Annotated in this window: 13 protein-coding genes, 1 tRNA gene and 4 pseudogenes; 10 read left to right on the forward strand and 8 right to left on the reverse strand. The window is 45.0% G+C overall.

What is annotated here, in order from left to right:
* Nucleotides 1–410: 410 nt before the first annotated feature.
* From QUA25_RS06260 to QUA25_RS06270, 3 genes and pseudogenes are all read left to right on the forward strand, one after another.
* Nucleotides 411–764, forward strand: coding sequence for a hypothetical protein (locus QUA25_RS06260; protein WP_333036409.1), 354 nt, complete (start codon nt 411–413; stop codon nt 762–764).
* A gap of 23 nt (nt 765–787) precedes the next feature.
* Nucleotides 788–1491: pseudogene (locus tag QUA25_RS06265) on the forward strand (IS1 family transposase).
* A 16-nt stretch (nt 1492–1507) separates the two neighbouring features.
* Nucleotides 1508–1723: pseudogene (locus tag QUA25_RS06270) on the forward strand (group II intron reverse transcriptase/maturase); the annotation flags it as partial.
* 198 nt (nt 1724–1921) lie between these two features.
* Here the strand turns inward: QUA25_RS06270 and QUA25_RS06275 are convergent.
* The 4 genes from QUA25_RS06275 to QUA25_RS06290 all read right to left on the reverse strand — a co-directional run bounded on the left by QUA25_RS06275 (nt 1922) and on the right by QUA25_RS06290 (nt 3682).
* A tRNA-Pro gene (locus QUA25_RS06275) sits at nt 1922–1995 on the reverse strand.
* 37 nt (nt 1996–2032) lie between these two features.
* Nucleotides 2033–2401 carry a DUF1818 family protein gene (locus QUA25_RS06280; protein WP_333036410.1) on the reverse strand — a complete coding sequence of 123 codons (369 nt, stop codon included), beginning with the start codon at nt 2399–2401 and terminating at the stop codon, nt 2033–2035.
* A gap of 148 nt (nt 2402–2549) precedes the next feature.
* Nucleotides 2550–3197, reverse strand: a complete 648-nt coding sequence (locus tag QUA25_RS06285; RefSeq protein ID WP_333036411.1) for a hypothetical protein — start codon at nt 3195–3197, stop codon at nt 2550–2552.
* 254 nt (nt 3198–3451) lie between these two features.
* A complete protein-coding gene (locus QUA25_RS06290; protein WP_015175138.1) occupies nt 3452–3682 on the reverse strand; it encodes a DNA-directed RNA polymerase subunit omega in 231 nt (76 codons plus the stop codon).
* Between the two features lie 80 nt (nt 3683–3762).
* Between QUA25_RS06290 and QUA25_RS06295 the strand changes: the two genes are divergently transcribed.
* Nucleotides 3763–4455 carry a GDSL-type esterase/lipase family protein gene (locus QUA25_RS06295; RefSeq protein WP_333036413.1) on the forward strand — a complete coding sequence of 231 codons (693 nt, stop codon included), beginning with the start codon at nt 3763–3765 and terminating at the stop codon, nt 4453–4455.
* A gap of 85 nt (nt 4456–4540) precedes the next feature.
* A pseudogene (tnpC, locus tag QUA25_RS06300) lies at nt 4541–5986 on the forward strand (IS66 family transposase).
* A gap of 1112 nt (nt 5987–7098) precedes the next feature.
* Here tnpC and QUA25_RS06305 read toward each other — a convergent pair.
* A complete protein-coding gene (locus QUA25_RS06305; protein ID WP_333036414.1) occupies nt 7099–8178 on the reverse strand; it encodes a PIN/TRAM domain-containing protein in 1080 nt (359 codons plus the stop codon).
* A gap of 375 nt (nt 8179–8553) precedes the next feature.
* Between QUA25_RS06305 and hemW the strand changes: the two genes are divergently transcribed.
* The 4 genes from hemW (at nt 8554) to QUA25_RS06325 (ending at nt 12633) form a co-directional block, all read left to right on the forward strand.
* The gene (gene hemW, locus QUA25_RS06310) at nt 8554–9921 is read left to right on the forward strand and encodes a radical SAM family heme chaperone HemW (protein WP_333036415.1); all 1368 of its coding nucleotides are present in this window, start codon (nt 8554–8556) and stop codon (nt 9919–9921) included.
* A 226-nt stretch (nt 9922–10147) separates the two neighbouring features.
* Complete coding sequence (locus QUA25_RS06315) at nt 10148–10366, forward strand: hypothetical protein (RefSeq protein WP_333036417.1); 219 nt, start codon at nt 10148–10150, stop codon at nt 10364–10366.
* Nucleotides 10367–10533: 167 nt separating this feature from the next.
* Complete coding sequence (locus tag QUA25_RS06320) at nt 10534–10806, forward strand: DUF1830 domain-containing protein (protein WP_333036418.1); 273 nt, start codon at nt 10534–10536, stop codon at nt 10804–10806.
* Between the two features lie 261 nt (nt 10807–11067).
* Nucleotides 11068–12633: an FAD-dependent oxidoreductase gene (locus tag QUA25_RS06325; protein WP_333036419.1), complete on the forward strand. Its 1566-nt coding sequence runs from the start codon at nt 11068–11070 to the stop codon at nt 12631–12633.
* Between the two features lie 389 nt (nt 12634–13022).
* Here the strand turns inward: QUA25_RS06325 and QUA25_RS06330 are convergent, their stop codons facing one another.
* Nucleotides 13023–13892 (reverse strand): lipid kinase, encoded by an 870-nt coding sequence (locus QUA25_RS06330; RefSeq protein ID WP_333036421.1) that lies wholly within the window; start codon nt 13890–13892, stop codon nt 13023–13025.
* 223 nt (nt 13893–14115) lie between these two features.
* Between QUA25_RS06330 and QUA25_RS06335 the strand changes: the two genes are divergently transcribed.
* Nucleotides 14116–15405, forward strand: a complete 1290-nt coding sequence (locus QUA25_RS06335) for a HEAT repeat domain-containing protein (protein WP_333036422.1) — start codon at nt 14116–14118, stop codon at nt 15403–15405.
* Between the two features lie 138 nt (nt 15406–15543).
* Here the strand turns inward: QUA25_RS06335 and QUA25_RS06340 are convergent.
* Together QUA25_RS06340 and QUA25_RS06345 are read right to left on the reverse strand one after the other, a co-directional pair.
* Nucleotides 15544–16542, reverse strand: a pseudogene (locus QUA25_RS06340) (DegT/DnrJ/EryC1/StrS family aminotransferase); the annotation flags it as partial.
* Between the two features lie 12 nt (nt 16543–16554).
* Nucleotides 16555–16680 (reverse strand): hypothetical protein, encoded by a 126-nt coding sequence (locus QUA25_RS06345; RefSeq protein WP_333036424.1) that lies wholly within the window; start codon nt 16678–16680, stop codon nt 16555–16557.
* Nucleotides 16681–16792: the final 112 nt, after the last annotated feature.

Raw genomic sequence — 16792 nt, forward strand, 5'->3', positions numbered from 1 at the left:
GCGAGGTCTGAACCAATATTTCTTTGAGACATCTTCTGAAATCCCCTTGACAACTGCCATACAGGCTTAACTTGTTACGAATGGGGTGCGATAGCCCTCAAAAAAATCCACGTGTAAATAATCTGGATTTTTAACAAATTGGAGTTTAGACTAAGCACGTCTTAAAGCGCGGTTAGATTTCAAATTAAGAACGGCAATGGTCGCTGGTGAAGAGCTATGAGGCGAGGCTCAACCACTAGCATAGATGCCGACGACCGTTGACGTTCTCTTCGGCTGACAACCTCACAAAAAACTGTCTGCCATAGTTTCAAAAGACAGTGTAAGGGTAGAAAATTGAGAATTCAGCAAAAAATCTCAAATCTACCTGCCATCTCTGTTTGAACAATTACGGGAATTTCGTCAACTTGCTTATGAATGTCTCGGCAATGCCTGCATATGCCACCTTTGAACTAGCAGACGCGATAATGACGAGGCGCCACGTCTCATGTTTACGAAATTTAGCCTACATCCTTTATTTCGGCGTGAGTGATCCAGCGTCTACGAAGCGCTGCAAGATTGTAGACTCGCCCCTTGACCAATTGATGCAACTATACATCCAGCAGATGTCACAAGTAGAACGTCCAGTATTAGCGATCGATCATACAGCATGGTTAAGACCCCATGCACCTACCCTCAAAGAACGTACCTATGAACATCAACCCACAGCCTTACCTCACGGCATACCTGTTGGTATCGGTCAAGGTATTAGGGCGTTGCTGAGTTAGAGTATGAATAGGAGGAATAATTTATGCAATGCCCAGAATGTAAATCAACCCATATCCGTAAAAACGGCAAGAAGAAAGGAAAACAGAATTACATTTGTGTCCAATGTGGTCGTCAATTCATCAATGAGTATGAGCCCCAGCGAGGTTATAGCGAAGCCATCAAACGTGATTGCCTAAAAATGTATGTCAATGGTATGGGTTTACGGGCGATAGAACGAGTTAAGGGTGTTCATCATACCACAGTAATAAATTGGGTAAAACAAGTCGGAAAACAGTTGCCAGATGTTTATGACCCTGAAGTCATTCCAGAAGTTGGTGAGCTCGATGAATTACAAACTTATGTAAAAAAAAACAGACAAGATATGGCGAGCGACGGCGGTTGACCACTTTAAACCAGGAATTTTAGGATGGGTATTAGGGGATCATAGCGCTAAGACATTTGAACCATTATGGGACCAACTAAGTGCATGGAAATGCTATTTTTATGTAACTGGTGGATGGTCTGTATATCCCATGTTTATTCCTGATGGTGAGCAAATTATTAGCAAGACTTATATGACCCGAGTAGAAGGGGAAAATACCAGACTAAGACATTACACAAGCTCGGCTACATCGTAAGACTATTTGTTATTCTAAATGTGAGGAAATGCTCAAGCATTCTATTAAGTTATTAATACATTACTTGAAGTTTGACGATATTCCCATTCCTGGGGCATTCATACCTTGATTCAGCAACGCCCAAAAATCTACAACTACTTCACCGACATTGCCACGATGAAAAGACAGCCAACGATGGAAGTCTCGGCAACAAATCTGGCTGTAATAGCGCCAAGCCTAAGCCCGTCAAATCGGGTAAGAGAGGTACTCATGAAAAGAGCCTTATTACTGAGGAGCCGTGTGATGGGAAACTATCAAGCACGGTTTTGGAGACGAGCGGTTCTCGTGAGGGAATCGCTTAGTTTAACCCTTGCTATGACCATGCCAACCGTAGCCGATCCTTGAAAACTTCAATGTTTACGCAGGCTTTTGGCATATCGCAGATTTATCGCACTTTATGTTTGAGTATGTCAGATCTTGTCATCCCTTATTGAGAATGACAACCGGCTGCGAAATTTACAAAAAATAATGGAACCCTTAGTGTATAAGGATTCCATCTATCGGAGCGGCGGGATTTGAACCCACGACCCCTACTACCCCAAAGTAGTGCGCTACCAAGCTGCGCTACGCCCCGACAGCTTTAACAGCTTAGCATAGAGTTCCCGAAAAAGTCAAAAAACTTTTAAAACTTTTGCGGCCTGCACCAAACTCGGAACCGCAGCCGCCGGCCAAAAACCCTCGCACCTCCGGCCAGCATTCAAGATCAATTGCACGCTGTAAGCTTCGGGATAGCCTTCCACCTGCACCCACAGCAAGTCGCTTTCGGCTTCAATGGCGATTTTTTCCTCGTCCATTAACTCAGAGGCCATGTGACTCATTGTGCCGGCTAATTGCCCCAACAATCGGCAAAAATCGTTCAACTCAGCCTCCGTGAGTTCGATCGCCCAACCCTCCCCAGCTACCAAACCCTGAAACTCCTCCGCCTCCGGGTTCCATCCCAAACGCCATCCGCTACCCGTCTTAATTACACGTTCCACCATTGAAGGATTTTAGATTTTAGATTTTGGATTTTAGATTTTAGATTAGTAGGACTGACCCATAAATACGAAAGAAACAGGGTTTTTTACCCGTGTTAAAGGCTCAACAGCAGTATTTCCGTAAAAAACCCGGTTTCTGCATCCCTGAGTATTACGGTAGTAACAACTTCGCATCTCCCGGCTGCGGCTGCGGTATTTCCGGGGAATTCGATCGCCCTTGTGGTTTTTCCCCCGTCGCAGGTGTGCGCCCACCCCCGGAATTCTCCGTAAAAACATCAACCAAAGCTTGAACCAAAGCATCTCGCTGTGCTCTATTTAACCTTTGAATAGCAGCACGATCCTGTTCCATTGGATTTGAGCGCAAAACGTCCTTTCCCGGATAAACGCTTTCAACCAAATAATCAGGAGTTGCCCCCAAATAGTCAGCTAAACTCAACTTCCAATCAAAGCGGTAATTGGGCGGCCGTCCTTTGACAAATACGTGATATCGAATCAACCGCCCGACTAAAGTATTGGTAGGATCGACTTTTCCTGTTTCCTGAGAAATGTAGTTATTTTCGATCGGGAAATCCGGCAATTTTTCGTACACCAATTTCCACGCATCTTGCACCCTAACTTGCGGCGGCGCAGATTGTTGAGCCACCCGCTGCACTGAGGCAGACTCAGAACTCCGCAGCAGCGAAGGTTCCAAAGCGGACATACTCAGTTCCCCGGATTCCAAGACCCAACTCAAAAGCGTGAAAATCGCTACACTCAAAGTAACAAACAGAAAACTTAAGCCCTGCTTTAATCTATTCACGGTTTTGACAACAATTTGAAAAATAGAATAATTTCATACACTTAGCCCCAGGAGATGTCCTAGTTTATACTTTTAGGATTTACGCTCATCCACCCGGTTTATTAGTAAAACAATCAGAGGTTTTTTAACGAGGCAGCTAGGAATAAACCGCGTTTCTCGTCCCGCGCGCCCAAGTCTAGTTTAAAAAAGTTGTGAGTTTTGAGTTGACAAAAATTGCTGGCAATTCACCACTCAAAACCCAAAACTCCTGAAGTCTAGATGTCTCCGATAATTTCCGGCTGAGTCAGTTCGTCCGACATCTCAAATATCGCCCGCATTACAGGTTTCATTTGATGGTCGTCCATATTGTCAAAATCTTCATAGCGACGGCGTTTTGCGCGGTTCGCCACCTGCACCGTAATCCGATAGCGGTTGGATGCACCGTTAATCAACTCTTCCGCCCGACGGGTTAGCTGAGTTGAATCGAAAGTTGGACGCTTAACCATGAGACTCCCTACTTTAGGTAATGTTACATTCTAGTTTAGTATGTCAAGATTCATAATTTATTAACTGAGTATCATTGCTTATGCAGGCAGCAACAGCCTATTTCTTTGGTAACTTGCATCGGGTAAATTCTCATCCCCTCAAATTGGTTGCTTTCGGCGACAGCTTAATCTACGGTTTTGGCGACGGTGTAGGCGGTGGCTGGGTGGAAAGATTGCGACGCCAGTGGATGTTACCGGAGAGTGCAGGACACGTTTTATACAATTTGGGCGTTCGGGGCGATCGCACCTATCAAGTCTCCCAGCGACTCGAAAACGAGTTTCGCCACCGTGGCGAGCTCAGAAACCGTGTCCCGGATGCGATTATTCTTTCAGTAGGTCTCAACGATTCGGCGAGAGTGCAGTCGCCTACCGGGCGCAGCTACACTGATTTTGAACATTTTAAAACTGTTTTGGATCATTTGTTAAACCTGTCCCAACAACTTTGTCCGGTGATATTTGTGGGGATGGTGCCGGTGGATGAAAGTAAAATGCCTTTTCAAGATTGTTTGTATTACAGTCATGCTGACCAATATCGGTATAAAGAAGCAACGAAATTAGCTTGTGAGTTGCGGGGAATTCCCTATTTAGATATTTTTGATAAATGGATAAATCGGGGCAGTGATTGGTGGCAATCGCGTCTGATTGCAGACGGGCTTCATCCCAATGCAGCGGGGTATCAATCTTTATTTGAAGATGTGACAAGTTGGGAGCCACTCGCCAGCATTAGTCATTAGTCATTAGTCATTAGTCATTAGTCATTAGATAAGGATTCATGTCAGGGGGTATTGACAAAGATGATTCTGGAGGGAGATTATTAGAATTAGGAAAAAAGAGCAGCCTCTCAAACTAGACAGTGAAATATTGAACCAGTTGGCTCCCTCGCCACTGGTAGAGATAATTATGGAGGAGGCAAAGGCTATAGAGCAATTAAAATCGAGAGTAGTAGAACTAGAAAAAAAAATACAGGAACTAAAAGTCAGCATAGATTTAGAAAGTACAATATCATCAAAACCTCCATCGGCCGACCTCCTCAAAAAAGCAGAGAAGAAACCAGAAGATCAACCATCCAAGAGGCAAACACCAAAACGGAAACCAGGAGGGCAACCAGGACATCCGGGAAAAACCAGAAAAGGGTTTGACCGAGTAGATAGAGAGGAGATATTACGGCCGCAAGTGTTTAGATGCTGTGGTCAACAGGAATTCAGTGGCAAACCAATAAAAATAGAAACACAGCAAGTAGCACAGTTAGTGAAGCGGCCAATTGAAATTGTAGAATATCAAAAATATACCTGTATTTGCAGCCAGTGTGGGGAAACACTCTTCAGCAGACTGGTCAGCCGAGATAGTACCAGGACAAGATATCGGAATCAGACTGCAAGCTTTTTTAGGATGGCTCAATCATTACGGGCATTTATCCTACCAAAAACAACAAGAACTATTATGGGAATGGGGAAAAATAGAAATCGGGGTGGGAAGATTAGTAGCCACAAATGAACGAATAGACGGTGCAGTAAATCCAAGTATTGACCGGCTTAAAGAGTGGCTCAAGCAAACACAGCCAAATATCAATGTTGATGAAACACCTTGCTTAGTCAAAGGGATAAAAGAATGGCTATGGATTTTTGCCAATACCGACTTCGGTCTATTTCATGCGGCTGATACTCGTTCTCGCGCCGAGTTAGAGGCCATCCTGGGTTCGAGCTACTCAGGGGTACTGAGTTCTGATGATTATAGCGCTTATAATGGTTATCCGGTGAAAGCAAGGGCAGAAATGTCTGGCGCATTTATGCCGTCATTTCAAGAAGCTGATCAAACCTCCCGGATTAAATAACCAATAGATTGGGGCCTTCTTTCTCAGTCGGGTCGATGAAACATTAAAAAACTACGCTTTATTCCAATAGAACCAAAATAGTGATGAATTCTTGAGTTGGACATCAGGGTTTCAACTTTTAGTTGAAACTTCAATTCATTCCTGGATGGAGCAAGCCGGAGGGGAAGCTGGTAAACTTTGGCGCTCCTTGCAAAAGAAATCCCATCAGTGGTGGTATTTTTTAGAGCACCCGGAGAGCCCACCGGATAATAATTTAGCCGAACGAACATTACGTAAGAGCCGTCACAAAAAGAAATTTTAGTGGAGGTTCCCGCTCAATGGAGCGGTTCCAAGATACTGCCAATCTATTGACAGTTATACAAACTTGTCGTCGTCAAAGACGTTCTGTAATTGAGTTTTTTGACCAGGCTATAAAAGCAAGGGTTAAGGGTTAATTCGGCTGTGCAGACCCCATCTTTAATCCCTCAACTTGAGACCTGAATCCTTACGAATAAAGACCAGTCTGGACTGTTGATGTATCCGAGTTACCACCTCTGCATAATCAAAAATTATGGAGGGGATTAAAAATAGCTGTCATGATAGTTAGTGAACGACGGGTGTGGAATAAAACCACGACTGAAGCTCATTTTTACGCTTAGTAGTTTAAGCAGTAATGCTGAGACAATTGCTGGGGCGCTCCGCAGTCATTGGGGCATTGAAAATAGCTTATATTGGACGCTAGACGTTACATTTTTTGAAGATGAAAGCCGAATTCTGAAACAGAACTCTCCCGAAAATTTTGCACTTCTACGTCGCGAGTGCTATAAACTTACTGAAACCAGAAAAAACTTCAAAACTAAGTCTAAAAATGAAACGGTATCGAGCAGCAATGGACAATAATTATTTAGTGAAAATTTTAAACTCTGCCAGTTAATACTCGAAATATAATAGGAATCTAAGAAGGAAAATTAGCCGGCTTTAAGAAGTTCAGAAAATCTTAAGGTTGTGATTTAATCTGCTCAAGTCGGGTTAAAATTAATAAGGTTTTTTTAGTTATTTAGTAATGCACAAATACACGTTTTTGTCAAATGAATTTAGATGCGTTTACCCTGACCGCAGAAGGAACCTGTGCGTGGGAAGTGTTTTTTTATTTAGTTGATACTTGTCGCAAAAAAAAGTGAATTTTTACCACTATATTCTCGATCGAATTACACAAGCTTTTGAGCTACCTAAATTGGCATATATCATCAGAAATGCGGCTGTTTGAGCTGACCCACTCATCACTATTTAACATCTATTCTTCCCCTGCCTCTGAACAATTATAGCGACGATCGCACCTCATGAGCTGCACCTGATTCTCTCAATTTAAGGATTGAAGAGCCTTTTTCTATACCTCACCTACCACCTGAAAGGCGATATTTTTTAAATGGCGATCACACCCAACATTTAAGACACAAAAAAACCACTGCCCCGACTCGTCATACCGGGCGCGGTAGAGAGTCGGGGCAGATTGGGAACAACGATCGCAATATTTGATTCTGATTGCCCTGGCCATTGTTACTCAGTTTCAAACAATAACGGATTCTTGAGGACGGGCGAATATCATGCGGCCGGCGCTTGTTTGCAGGGCGCTGGTGACTACAACTCGGGCTTCGCCGCCGACATAGCTGCTTCCTGCTTCCACGACAACCATTGTGCCGTCATCCAAGTAACCGATTCCCTGAGAGGGTTCTTTGCCTTCTTTGCGGATTTTTAGTTCGATCGTATCTCCCGGCAAATAAGTCGGGCGCACCGCATGAGTCAAATCGTTGATATTCAAAACCGGCAGTTTTTGGACGGTTGCTACTTTCGATAAGTTGTAATCGTTGGTGAGCAAAATACCGTCGATATCCAAAGCGAAGCGGACTAATTTCGCATCGACTGTGGCAATATCTTCGTAGTCAGCCGAGTGAATTTGAATCCGTTCTGGATATGTTTCTTTGATACGGTTGAGTACATCTAAGCCGCGGCGTCCGCGCACTCGCTTTTGATCGTTGGCGGAATCAGCTACCAGTTGCAGTTCTTGGAGCACGAATTGCGGCACGATAATTTGACCTTCGAGGAAACCTGTTTCTAGCAAGTTTTCAATTCTGCCGTCAATAATGCAGCTAGTATCGACAACTTTGGCAGTTGCTGGTTTGAAAGTACCTTCGGTTAGCAACACCGTGTCAAAGCTTTTGGGGTTTATCAGTCGCAAGAAAGCGCGGCCGTGGGTGTCTGTCAAACTGACGCCTGTGAAGCCGAACATGACGCTACCCAAGACTGCGACTAAAGGTTTGATGAAGCCGAACTCGCGGGGTATTGGCAGCAGGAATAGCGGAGCCAGCATTAAGTTTGCTACTAGCAGTCCGATGATTAAGCCGATCGCCCGCGTCAGTAACATCTCCACTGGCATATCGCGAACTTGTTTTTCCAGCCGGCGGTAGGTTGTTTGAGCCACTAATCCCATCACGAAGCCGATTAATGCTCCAAAGGAACCTAGTACAGAACTTAAGCCTTGTATATTTGTAACTTGCAGCAGCAGATTGCTCGGCAGGAGTTCGACTCCGTAATAGCCGATACCTCCGCCTGCGATTATGAATGAGATTATTATGATTGCGTCTAGCATTAGTTCTAGGTTAATGAATTTATTCCTATTATATCTTTCCAGTGCTGATACTTGTTTTCATGCTTTGGTCGGATCTCGCTATATCTACTCAAGGATTCTCATAAACTTATATTTCGGGGTTGTACCCTCTGAGGGATGTGCGATCGAGCATATCGGCGTTTACCACGCCGGGGCGAAAGCAGGCACGAGGTGCGAATAAACCGCCCTGCGGGCTGTTCGGGAATTGTGACGCAGCGAAACTGGTACGAGGTTAAATTACAAGAGCCGATCGTTCGCAGCGCTTTTTTGGTAAGCAAATGTCATAATATACATAATTATTCATGATGGTTTAATTAAAACTTTAGATTTGAAGTTGCCCTTTTGGCTTGAAATGTAATGAACCCTACCACAGATTATTTAACATTTAAATTAAAAAAAAGTGTGCAAGCGACAAATCCCAGCATTCCCACTTCGGCTTACCTGCACATACCTTTTTGTCGCCGCCGCTGTTACTACTGCGATTTTCCGGTTTTTGTGGTGGGCGATCGCAAAAATGGCGAGAATTCCGGCACAATTGTGCAATATGTTGCCGTACTGTGTCAAGAAATTCAAGAAACTAAAAATTTAGGCGCATCTCTGAAAACAGTTTTTTTTGGTGGAGGCACACCTTCGCTGCTTTCTGTGAGTCAGTTGAGCAATATTTTAGAGACTCTCGACGGCAAATTTGGGATTGCTGCTGGGGCGGAAATTTCTATAGAAATAGACCCGGGTACGTTTACTTTAGAACAGTTGCGGGGATATGCAGCGGCGGGAGTAAATAGAGTTAGTTTGGGAGTGCAGGCTTTTCAGGATGATTTGCTGCAAGCTTGCGGGCGATCGCACTCAGTCGCTGATATTTTTGAAGCAGTGGAAATAGTGCGATCGGCTGGTATTGTCAATTTCAGTTTAGACCTGATTTCGGGACTGCCTCACCAAACTTTAGAAAACTGGGAAGCTTCCCTAAAATCGGCGGTGGAAATTAGCCCGACTCATCTGTCGAGTTACGACTTAATTGTTGAGCAGGGAACTGCTTTCGGGCGCTACTTTGAAGCCGGCGCGCAGCCGCTACCAGCAGATGAAACCGCTGCTGGAATGTACCGTTTAGCGCGGGAAATTCTGACCGGTGCTGGCTACGAACATTACGAAATTTCTAATTACGCTCGCGATGGCTATCAGTGCCGCCACAACCGCGTTTATTGGGAAAATCGGCCTTATTACGGCTTGGGAATGGGGGCGGCGAGTTACGTGGAAGGCCGGAGGTTGACAAGGCCTCGCAAAACTCAAGAATATTATCAGTGGGTGCGATCGATGTCTGGCCTCAATTCCCCAGCTACTCCTCAAATTGGGGGGGAAACCCAGCCCGATATTTACCCAGCAATTGAGCCAAATTTTCAAGTCTCAGAAAATGACGTTTTGTTAGAAACGCTGATGCTAGGTTTGCGTCTAGCAGAAGGAGTTAGCCTGTCGGCGCTGACTCAAAAGTTTACTCAGGAAACGGTTGATAAAATTTGGCGTTGTTTGCAGCCCTACTGGCGGCAAGGATGGGTGGAAATTATAACTGCGGATGGGGCGATTCCCTACGGGATAGCTCCGCTTCACGCAACTTTAGGCGAGGGCGCGAAACTGCCACTTTCGGGCCATTTGAGGTTGAGCGATCCCGAAGGTTTTTTATTTTCTAATACAATTTTAGCCGATTTGTTCAGCAAGTTAGGCGAGGATAATTAACTCTGTCTGAGGAAGTATATCCCCAGCAAGCGCGATCGACACTAAAGCTGGGGCCGCCAATGCGATGGGAAGGAAATTCAATTGCTCCCTAGCTTGATTATCTCCAAAATAATATATTTTCTATTGATCCCTAAACAAATCTTAAAGGCGAAGTAAGCCTTGAGATAGACGCAACGACTGCACTCCAGCCGCCATACTTAATACTGAACATTTAAAAAGTAATTTAATGAACACTTTAACTATCGAGCGCAACCAAACCCAAAACCAGCCGTGCCTTGTGATTAGCGAGCGCGCTTGCAATCCGGCTTCCAAGTGTAATTTTTGCGGTCACTACCAACAGGCAAGAGGTTCAGTCGGTCACTGTCAATTGTTGAACGCACCTGTTAGAGGAGGATGGAAATCTTGCACTTTAGCAATGCCGGCTTTTGCACCTTCTTGGGAATAGGGGGAAGGCGCTGATGTTTCCCCCGTGAAATTTATTAATTAACCCAAACGATGTAAAAAAAATGGTAAAAAAAATGTATAAAAAATTGTGTTTTAACTGGGAAGCTGCTATACTAAGCTTAGGCCCTTCGCCGATCGCTCGCACAATTGCACACACAAGTTAAAAAGATGAATTTGACACTAAATCAGGTAATTTCCGAAGGTCATACGCGCATTTTGTGTTGGTATCTTAATAATACTAGCAAAGTGCAAATCGCTCGCATTACAAATATTCCTAATTGGTATTTTGAGAGGACGGTGTTTCCGGGGGAACGTTTTTTGTTTGAAGCACTGCCGGAAGCTCAGTTAGAAGTTTGCAGGAGTGCGGATACGGGTGCTATAGTGTGCGAGCGAATTTTGTGCGATCGGCTGCGAGTTGAAGAATTAAGCACGGCTGATTAAACATAATCCTTAGACTTACCAACGAGGGGTAGAAACCCGGTTTTTTTTCAGAAACCGGGTTTCTCTGTATGATTATAAAAACTTAGTTGGCTTACGCACTCGCGACCTCAAAAACCTCGTTTCTTCGTATACTTCTGGTTCCTCGTCGCAAAATTCGTAGAAAGCGGGTTTATAACCCTCATGCGTCAGCCCTGAAACTGTCGCAAATGTTAATCTAAGCTAAATTATAAAAAATCCACCACTCTTCAATCCTAAAACCCGATGTCCCTCACCGAACAAATCCTCTCCCAACTGCCAGGAGACGCCCTCGGAGGCCTGAGAAAAGTCGATCGACTCTGGGAAAACCTCAAACAAAACACCGCACCAGCACCCCAAGCAGTCAAACACAGCCAACAACCCCTGGAAACCCTCGACTTCGACATAGTTATCGGCGGCGGAACCCTAGGAATATTAATCGGTACAGCCTTAGCCGTGCGGGGTTGGCGAGTAGCCTTGCTCGAACGTGGCACTCTGCGAGGCCGCGATCAAGAATGGAACATTTCTCGCAAAGAATTAGACGCATTCTTAGAACTAAATCTGCTATCTGTTGAAGAGATAGAAAAAGCCATAGCCACCGAATACAACCCAGCCCGCATCAGCTTTGCCAACACCCCAGACATTTGGATTTCGGGCGTACTAAACATCGGAATAGATCCAGTTTACCTCCTCGAAACCCTCAAACAGCGATTCCTCCAAGCTGGAGGAAAAATATTTGAAAATACCCCATTTAAAATTGCCACAATTCACCCAGATGGAGTCCTTGTAGAATCTGAAAATACCGATTTACAACTTGGTAAAAATTTATTTAAAAGCCGATTATTCTTAGACGCAATGGGACATTTTTCACCCATTGTCCGCCAAGCTAGACAAGGCAAAAAACCCGACGCGGTATGCTTAGTAGTCGGCACTTGCGCTCAAGGATTTCCCAAAAACGACACGGGCGACTTATTTGCATCCTTCACCCCGATGCAAAATCAGTGCCAATATTTTTGGGAAGCATTTCCAGCCAGAGACGGCCGCACCACCTACTTATTTACCTACATAGATGCCGACACAGAAAGATTCAGTTTAGAAACATTATTTGAAGAGTATTTGCGCTTGCTTCCCCAATATCAAAACGTCGAACTCGAACAGTTAAAATTCCAAAGAGCACTCTACGGATTCTTCCCCTGCTATCGCCAAAGTCCTCTAAAAACGCCTTGGGATCGCATACTCCCAGTCGGAGACAGCAGCGGTAGCCAATCTCCCCTCAGCTTTGGCGGTTTCGGCGCAATGGTACGCCACCTCAAACGCTTGACTCTAGGAATTGAGGAAGCTTTGACAAGCGATAGTCTCAGCAAAAATTCCCTGGCACTTTTGCAACCCTACCAGCCGAATCTATCAGTTACCTGGTTGTTTCAGCGTTCGATGAGTGCTGCGATGAATCAAAAAATAGACCCCAATCAAATTAATCAACTTTTGGCTGCCGTATTTCAGGTAATGGAAGAGTTGGGAGAACCGGTACTCAAACCGTTTCTTCAAGATATCGTGCTGTTTCCGGCTTTGTCCAAAACCCTGTTTAAAACAGCAATTAACCATCCCGGATTAGTTATGAAAATTATCCCGCAGGTTGGAATAGCTAATTTGCTCGATTGGATGGTTCATTATGTGAATTTAGGAATTTATACGGGATTGCAGCCTTTGGGGAAAGCCGTAGAACGGCAGGTAAAAACGTTAGAGCCGGAGCAGCAATACTATTTTCACCGATTAGTTGAAGCGTGGCAATATGGCGCTGGAGGTGATTATTAAGTGAACAGACTATCCGGCCTGTTGCACAAGAAAATTACTCGTTACCAGGCTCCAGCCTGGTAACGCAGATCCCGAGGAAGAGCCTCCATTTTCGACAGCGAGGCAGAGCCTCTAGATATGGGTTCCCAGGCTGGAGCCTGGAAACCAGTTAAAAACATTAGAGCTGGAGCAGCAATACTATTTTCACCGATTAGTTGAAGCGTGGCAATATGGCGCTGGAGGCGATTATTAAGTGAACAGGCTCTCCGGCTTGTTACACAAGAAAATTACTCGTTACCAGGCTCCAGCCTGGTAACGCAGATTCCGAGGAAGAGCCTCCATTTTCGGCAGCGAGGCAGAGCCTCTAGATATGGGTTCCCAGGCTCCAGCCTGGAAGTTAACTGATATATTTATGAAGGAGCTATAACTGCTAAAGCTTGAGGAATTACTCGGAATTTTGCAGGGGTGTAAGTTGTGATTTCACCGTCGGTATTAATCGGACGACGTTTGCTAGTATTAACCTCAAATTCTTGAGCTTGCAATGTGCGAACGTTAGGCCGACTGGTATGATTGCCTTGCTTCATAGCCGGCAGTAAACCAATGATTTCCCACCAGTTTTTTGTTTCCAAACTGTACAAATCTAGTCGCTTGTCGTCGATGGTGGCATCCTCGGCCACTGTCATCCCGCCGCCGTAATAGCGACCGTTGCCAATGGCTATTTGAATAGTTTTAACATTAAAAGATTGGTTTTTTACCTTAATTTCTGCTCGAAACGGTCGCGCTGACAAAATTGTCTGCAAAGCAGTAAAAGCATAAGCTAAAACTCCCCAGCGCTGCTTGACGTTTTTAGTCAGCCGCTGGGTAATTTGCACGCTCAATCCCAAACTCGCCACATTAAAAAAATGCTGACCGTTCACCCAACCTAAGTCTATTAGCCGAACTTTACCGCTGGCAATTACTTGACAAGCTGCGGATAAATCTGTAGGAATTTTCAGAGTGCGAGCGAGGTCGTTAGCAGTTCCCATGGGCAAAATACCCAAGGGTAACTTGGTGTCTATCAAACCTTCTATGGCGGCGTTGAGAGTGCCGTCGCCGCCGCCGATTATTACTAATTCGACTTGATTTTGGTAGCGCCGAATTGTTTCGGGAAGTTCGCGGGCGTGGTCGGTAGATTCTACAATTAACTCAAAACCCAGTGCTTCTAATCCGACAGTGGCTTGAGATAATAGCTTTTGCCCTTTTCGGGAGTGCTGGTTTACTAAAAGTAGAGCTTTCTTCATTTGTTAATTTTTAATTGGGAATATGGAGTATTTTTAACTACAAAAAGTATAGCTTGATGGCTTAACTGCATGAAATTAATGCTTTAGTTCGATTTTACTGGTTATGATGGATTGACAAAAATGTCAAAAAATGGATAATTGTAGCAAAAGATTCCTAAAAAGTACCTCCGGTCTGGGCTAGCAGCAAACAATCTCGCTTTTAGATCGAAGCCAAACTAAAATTATGTCTAATTTTTTAGAACAAGCGCAAGTCGCTGCCGATCGCAAAAACTGGCCCTTGTTAGTCGAATGCTTGCAGCAAGTGACAGCCAAGGGGGGCAAGCCGCAGGAACAACACATTTTAGAGCAAGCTGTCAGTTTAGCAATAGAAGCCTTGGAATGGGGTGATTTTCAAGACCGCTGGGAAATTGCTAAAGTATTGCCCAATCTGGGAAATGGCGCGATCGCACCTTTAATTTCGATTCTGGAAGACGAAGAGGCAGACACGGAACAGCGGTGGTTCGCCGCCCGCATCCTCGGAAAGTTCGATCGCCCGGAAGTGATTCAAGCTTTAGTAGAATTGGTCAAAAATTCCGACGAAGAATTGAGCCAAATCGCCGCCGAAACCCTAGGGAATTTCGGCCCTCGGGCCATAGAATCCCTCGCAACTCTCCTACTCCAAGAAGACTCGCGACAGTTTGCAACAGCAGCACTCGCCCAAATTCGGCGCACCGAAACCATCGCACCGCTTTTGAGCGTAGTCGGAGACTCTCAAGTTGCGGTGCGGGCGCACGCAATCGAGGCCCTGAGCAGCTTTCACGACTCCCGTATCCCGCCGGTACTGGTAGCAGCACTCAAAGATCCGGCGACAGCAGTCAGAAAAGAAGCCGTGCGAGCTCTCGGGGTGCGCGCCTATTTAGACGCAGAATTAGATTTAGTTAACTTGCTCAAACCTTTGCTTTCGGACATCCGATTAGAAGTTTGCAAGCTGGCGGTGATCGCGATCGGGCGAGTGAAAACCGATGCAGCAGCGGCTGCTTTATTTGAATTGCTGCGATCGCCCATAACTCCGCTTGAATTGCAAATCGAAGCTGTGCGCGCCCTAAGCTGGAGCGAAACTGCAGTCGCTTTAGAATATTTGCAGCAAACCTTAATCGCCGAATTTAATAACACAAACTCTCTTGTTTGTCAAGAGATTGTCACTGTTTTAGGGCGAGTAGAAAAGCCGGAATTAAAAGCCAAAGCTGCTGAAATTACGATCGATTTGCTAAAAACCGCTCATCCCGCCGTGGAGTCTGTGGAAATCAAACAATCTTTAGCTTTAGGGTTAGGGCAATTAGGGGATATGAGAGCGCTAGATGTCCTGATTGAAATGTTAGCAGACGCCGACACTAGCGTCAGGCTGCACTGCATGGCAGCGCTCAAACGGCTAGGTGCTGCCGAGGGGAGGCGGCAATTAGAAAGTTTAGTTAAGCAAGAGAGTCTTGAGCCAAAATTAAAACAGGGAATTGCGATCGCATTAAAGGAATGGTAGGAAAATTAATCAAAAGACAGAATACCCAAATCCCCAACTTCTTGAAGAAGTCGGGGATATAATAGCGATCGCATCTTTCTTCTTCCTGCCTCCGTTACATCCGTTACAAAATCCGTAGCCGAACTTCCTTCGGCTATATCATCGATTTTCTTTGTGAATTTGGGCGATCGCACTTGTCACCCGCTCTAAATCTTCATCAGTTAAATTAGAGCCAGAAGGCAAACAAAGCCCGTACTCAAATAACTCTTGGGCCACCGCACCTTCAATACACTCGCAATCGGCAAATACTGGTTGTAAGTGTAAAGGTTTCCAAACCGGACGCGCTTCTATTTTCTCTTGAGCAAGTGCTAAACGAACTTGTTCTCTATCTGCACCGAAAGCGGCCGGATCGATTGTTAAACAAGTCAGCCAGCGAGTAGATTTTCCAAAATCAGCTTCCGGCATAAATTCGATCCCCGGCAAGTTTCCTAAAGCTTGTTGGTAAACTTCAAAATTGTGTCGTCTAGCTTGAACTCGCTCCTCCAACACCCGTAATTGACCGCGACCAATTCCCGCCAAAACATTGCTGAGACGATAATTATAGCCAATTTCTGAATGTTGGTAATGAGGAGCGGGGTCACGGGCTTGTGTTGCCAAAAAACGAGCTTTTTCTACCAGTTTTTGGTCATCGGAAACTAACATTCCGCCGCCGGAAGTGGTGATAATTTTATTGCCGTTGAAGGAGAAAATGCCGATTTTACCAAAACTTCCAGGCGAGCGATTTTTATAGCTAGCCCCTAGAGATTCTGCTGCATCTTCTATTAGCGGAATTTCATAAGCATTGGAAGCTTCTAGAATTGGGTCGAGATCGCAACTTTGACCGTAGAGGTGTACGATTACAACAGCTTTGGGTAATTTACCAATTTTTGCTCGTTTCTCAAGTGCTTCTCGGAACAAATCGGGGTTGAGATTCCAAGAAGTGCGATCGCTATCGATAAAAACAGGTTTTGCGCCAAGATAAGTAATCGGCGTCGCAGTCGCAATAAAAGTTAGAGTCGAGCAAAAAACCTCATCTCCTGAACCGACACCAATTAATTGTAAAGCCAAATGCAAAGCTGCGGTACCGGAACTAACAGCCGCTGCGTGTTTAGCGCCAACTACTTGGCAGAATTATTGCTCGAAAGCATCCACATGGGGGCCGACCGGGGCGATCCAGTTGGTATCAAAGGCTTCTTTGACGAACTCCTGTTCGAGGGAACCCATGTGAGGTGTTGAGAGGAGGATTTGTTTGTTCATTCTCCTGTTCGAGGGAACCCATGTGAGGTGTTGAGAGGAGGATTTGTTTGTTCATTTTATCTTTAGTTGGGAGATGGATAGGCAGGAAAAAAGTTTGACTTGAGGAGTTCTT

The sequence above is a fragment of the Microcoleus sp. Pol17C6 genome (assembly GCF_036701145.1).
Classification (GTDB): domain Bacteria; phylum Cyanobacteriota; class Cyanobacteriia; order Cyanobacteriales; family Microcoleaceae; genus Microcoleus.

Coding starts and splice junctions, on each gene's coding strand:
- QUA25_RS06260 (WP_333036409.1), top strand. CDS start 411: ATGAATGTCTCGGCAATGCCTGCATATGCCACCTTTGAACTAGCAGAC.
- QUA25_RS06280 (WP_333036410.1), bottom strand. CDS start 2,401: ATGGTGGAACGTGTAATTAAGACGGGTAGCGGATGGCGTTTGGGATGG.
- QUA25_RS06290 (WP_015175138.1), bottom strand. CDS start 3,682: ATGGTTAAGCGTCCAACTTTCGATTCAACTCAGCTAACCCGTCGGGCG.
- QUA25_RS06295 (WP_333036413.1), top strand. CDS start 3,763: ATGCAGGCAGCAACAGCCTATTTCTTTGGTAACTTGCATCGGGTAAAT.
- QUA25_RS06305 (WP_333036414.1), bottom strand. CDS start 8,178: ATGCTAGACGCAATCATAATAATCTCATTCATAATCGCAGGCGGAGGT.
- hemW (WP_333036415.1), top strand. CDS start 8,554: ATGAACCCTACCACAGATTATTTAACATTTAAATTAAAAAAAAGTGTG.
- QUA25_RS06315 (WP_333036417.1), top strand. CDS start 10,148: ATGAACACTTTAACTATCGAGCGCAACCAAACCCAAAACCAGCCGTGC.
- QUA25_RS06320 (WP_333036418.1), top strand. CDS start 10,534: ATGAATTTGACACTAAATCAGGTAATTTCCGAAGGTCATACGCGCATT.
- QUA25_RS06325 (WP_333036419.1), top strand. CDS start 11,068: ATGTCCCTCACCGAACAAATCCTCTCCCAACTGCCAGGAGACGCCCTC.
- QUA25_RS06330 (WP_333036421.1), bottom strand. CDS start 13,892: ATGAAGAAAGCTCTACTTTTAGTAAACCAGCACTCCCGAAAAGGGCAA.
- QUA25_RS06335 (WP_333036422.1), top strand. CDS start 14,116: ATGTCTAATTTTTTAGAACAAGCGCAAGTCGCTGCCGATCGCAAAAAC.
- QUA25_RS06345 (WP_333036424.1), bottom strand. CDS start 16,680: ATGAACAAACAAATCCTCCTCTCAACACCTCACATGGGTTCCCTCGAA.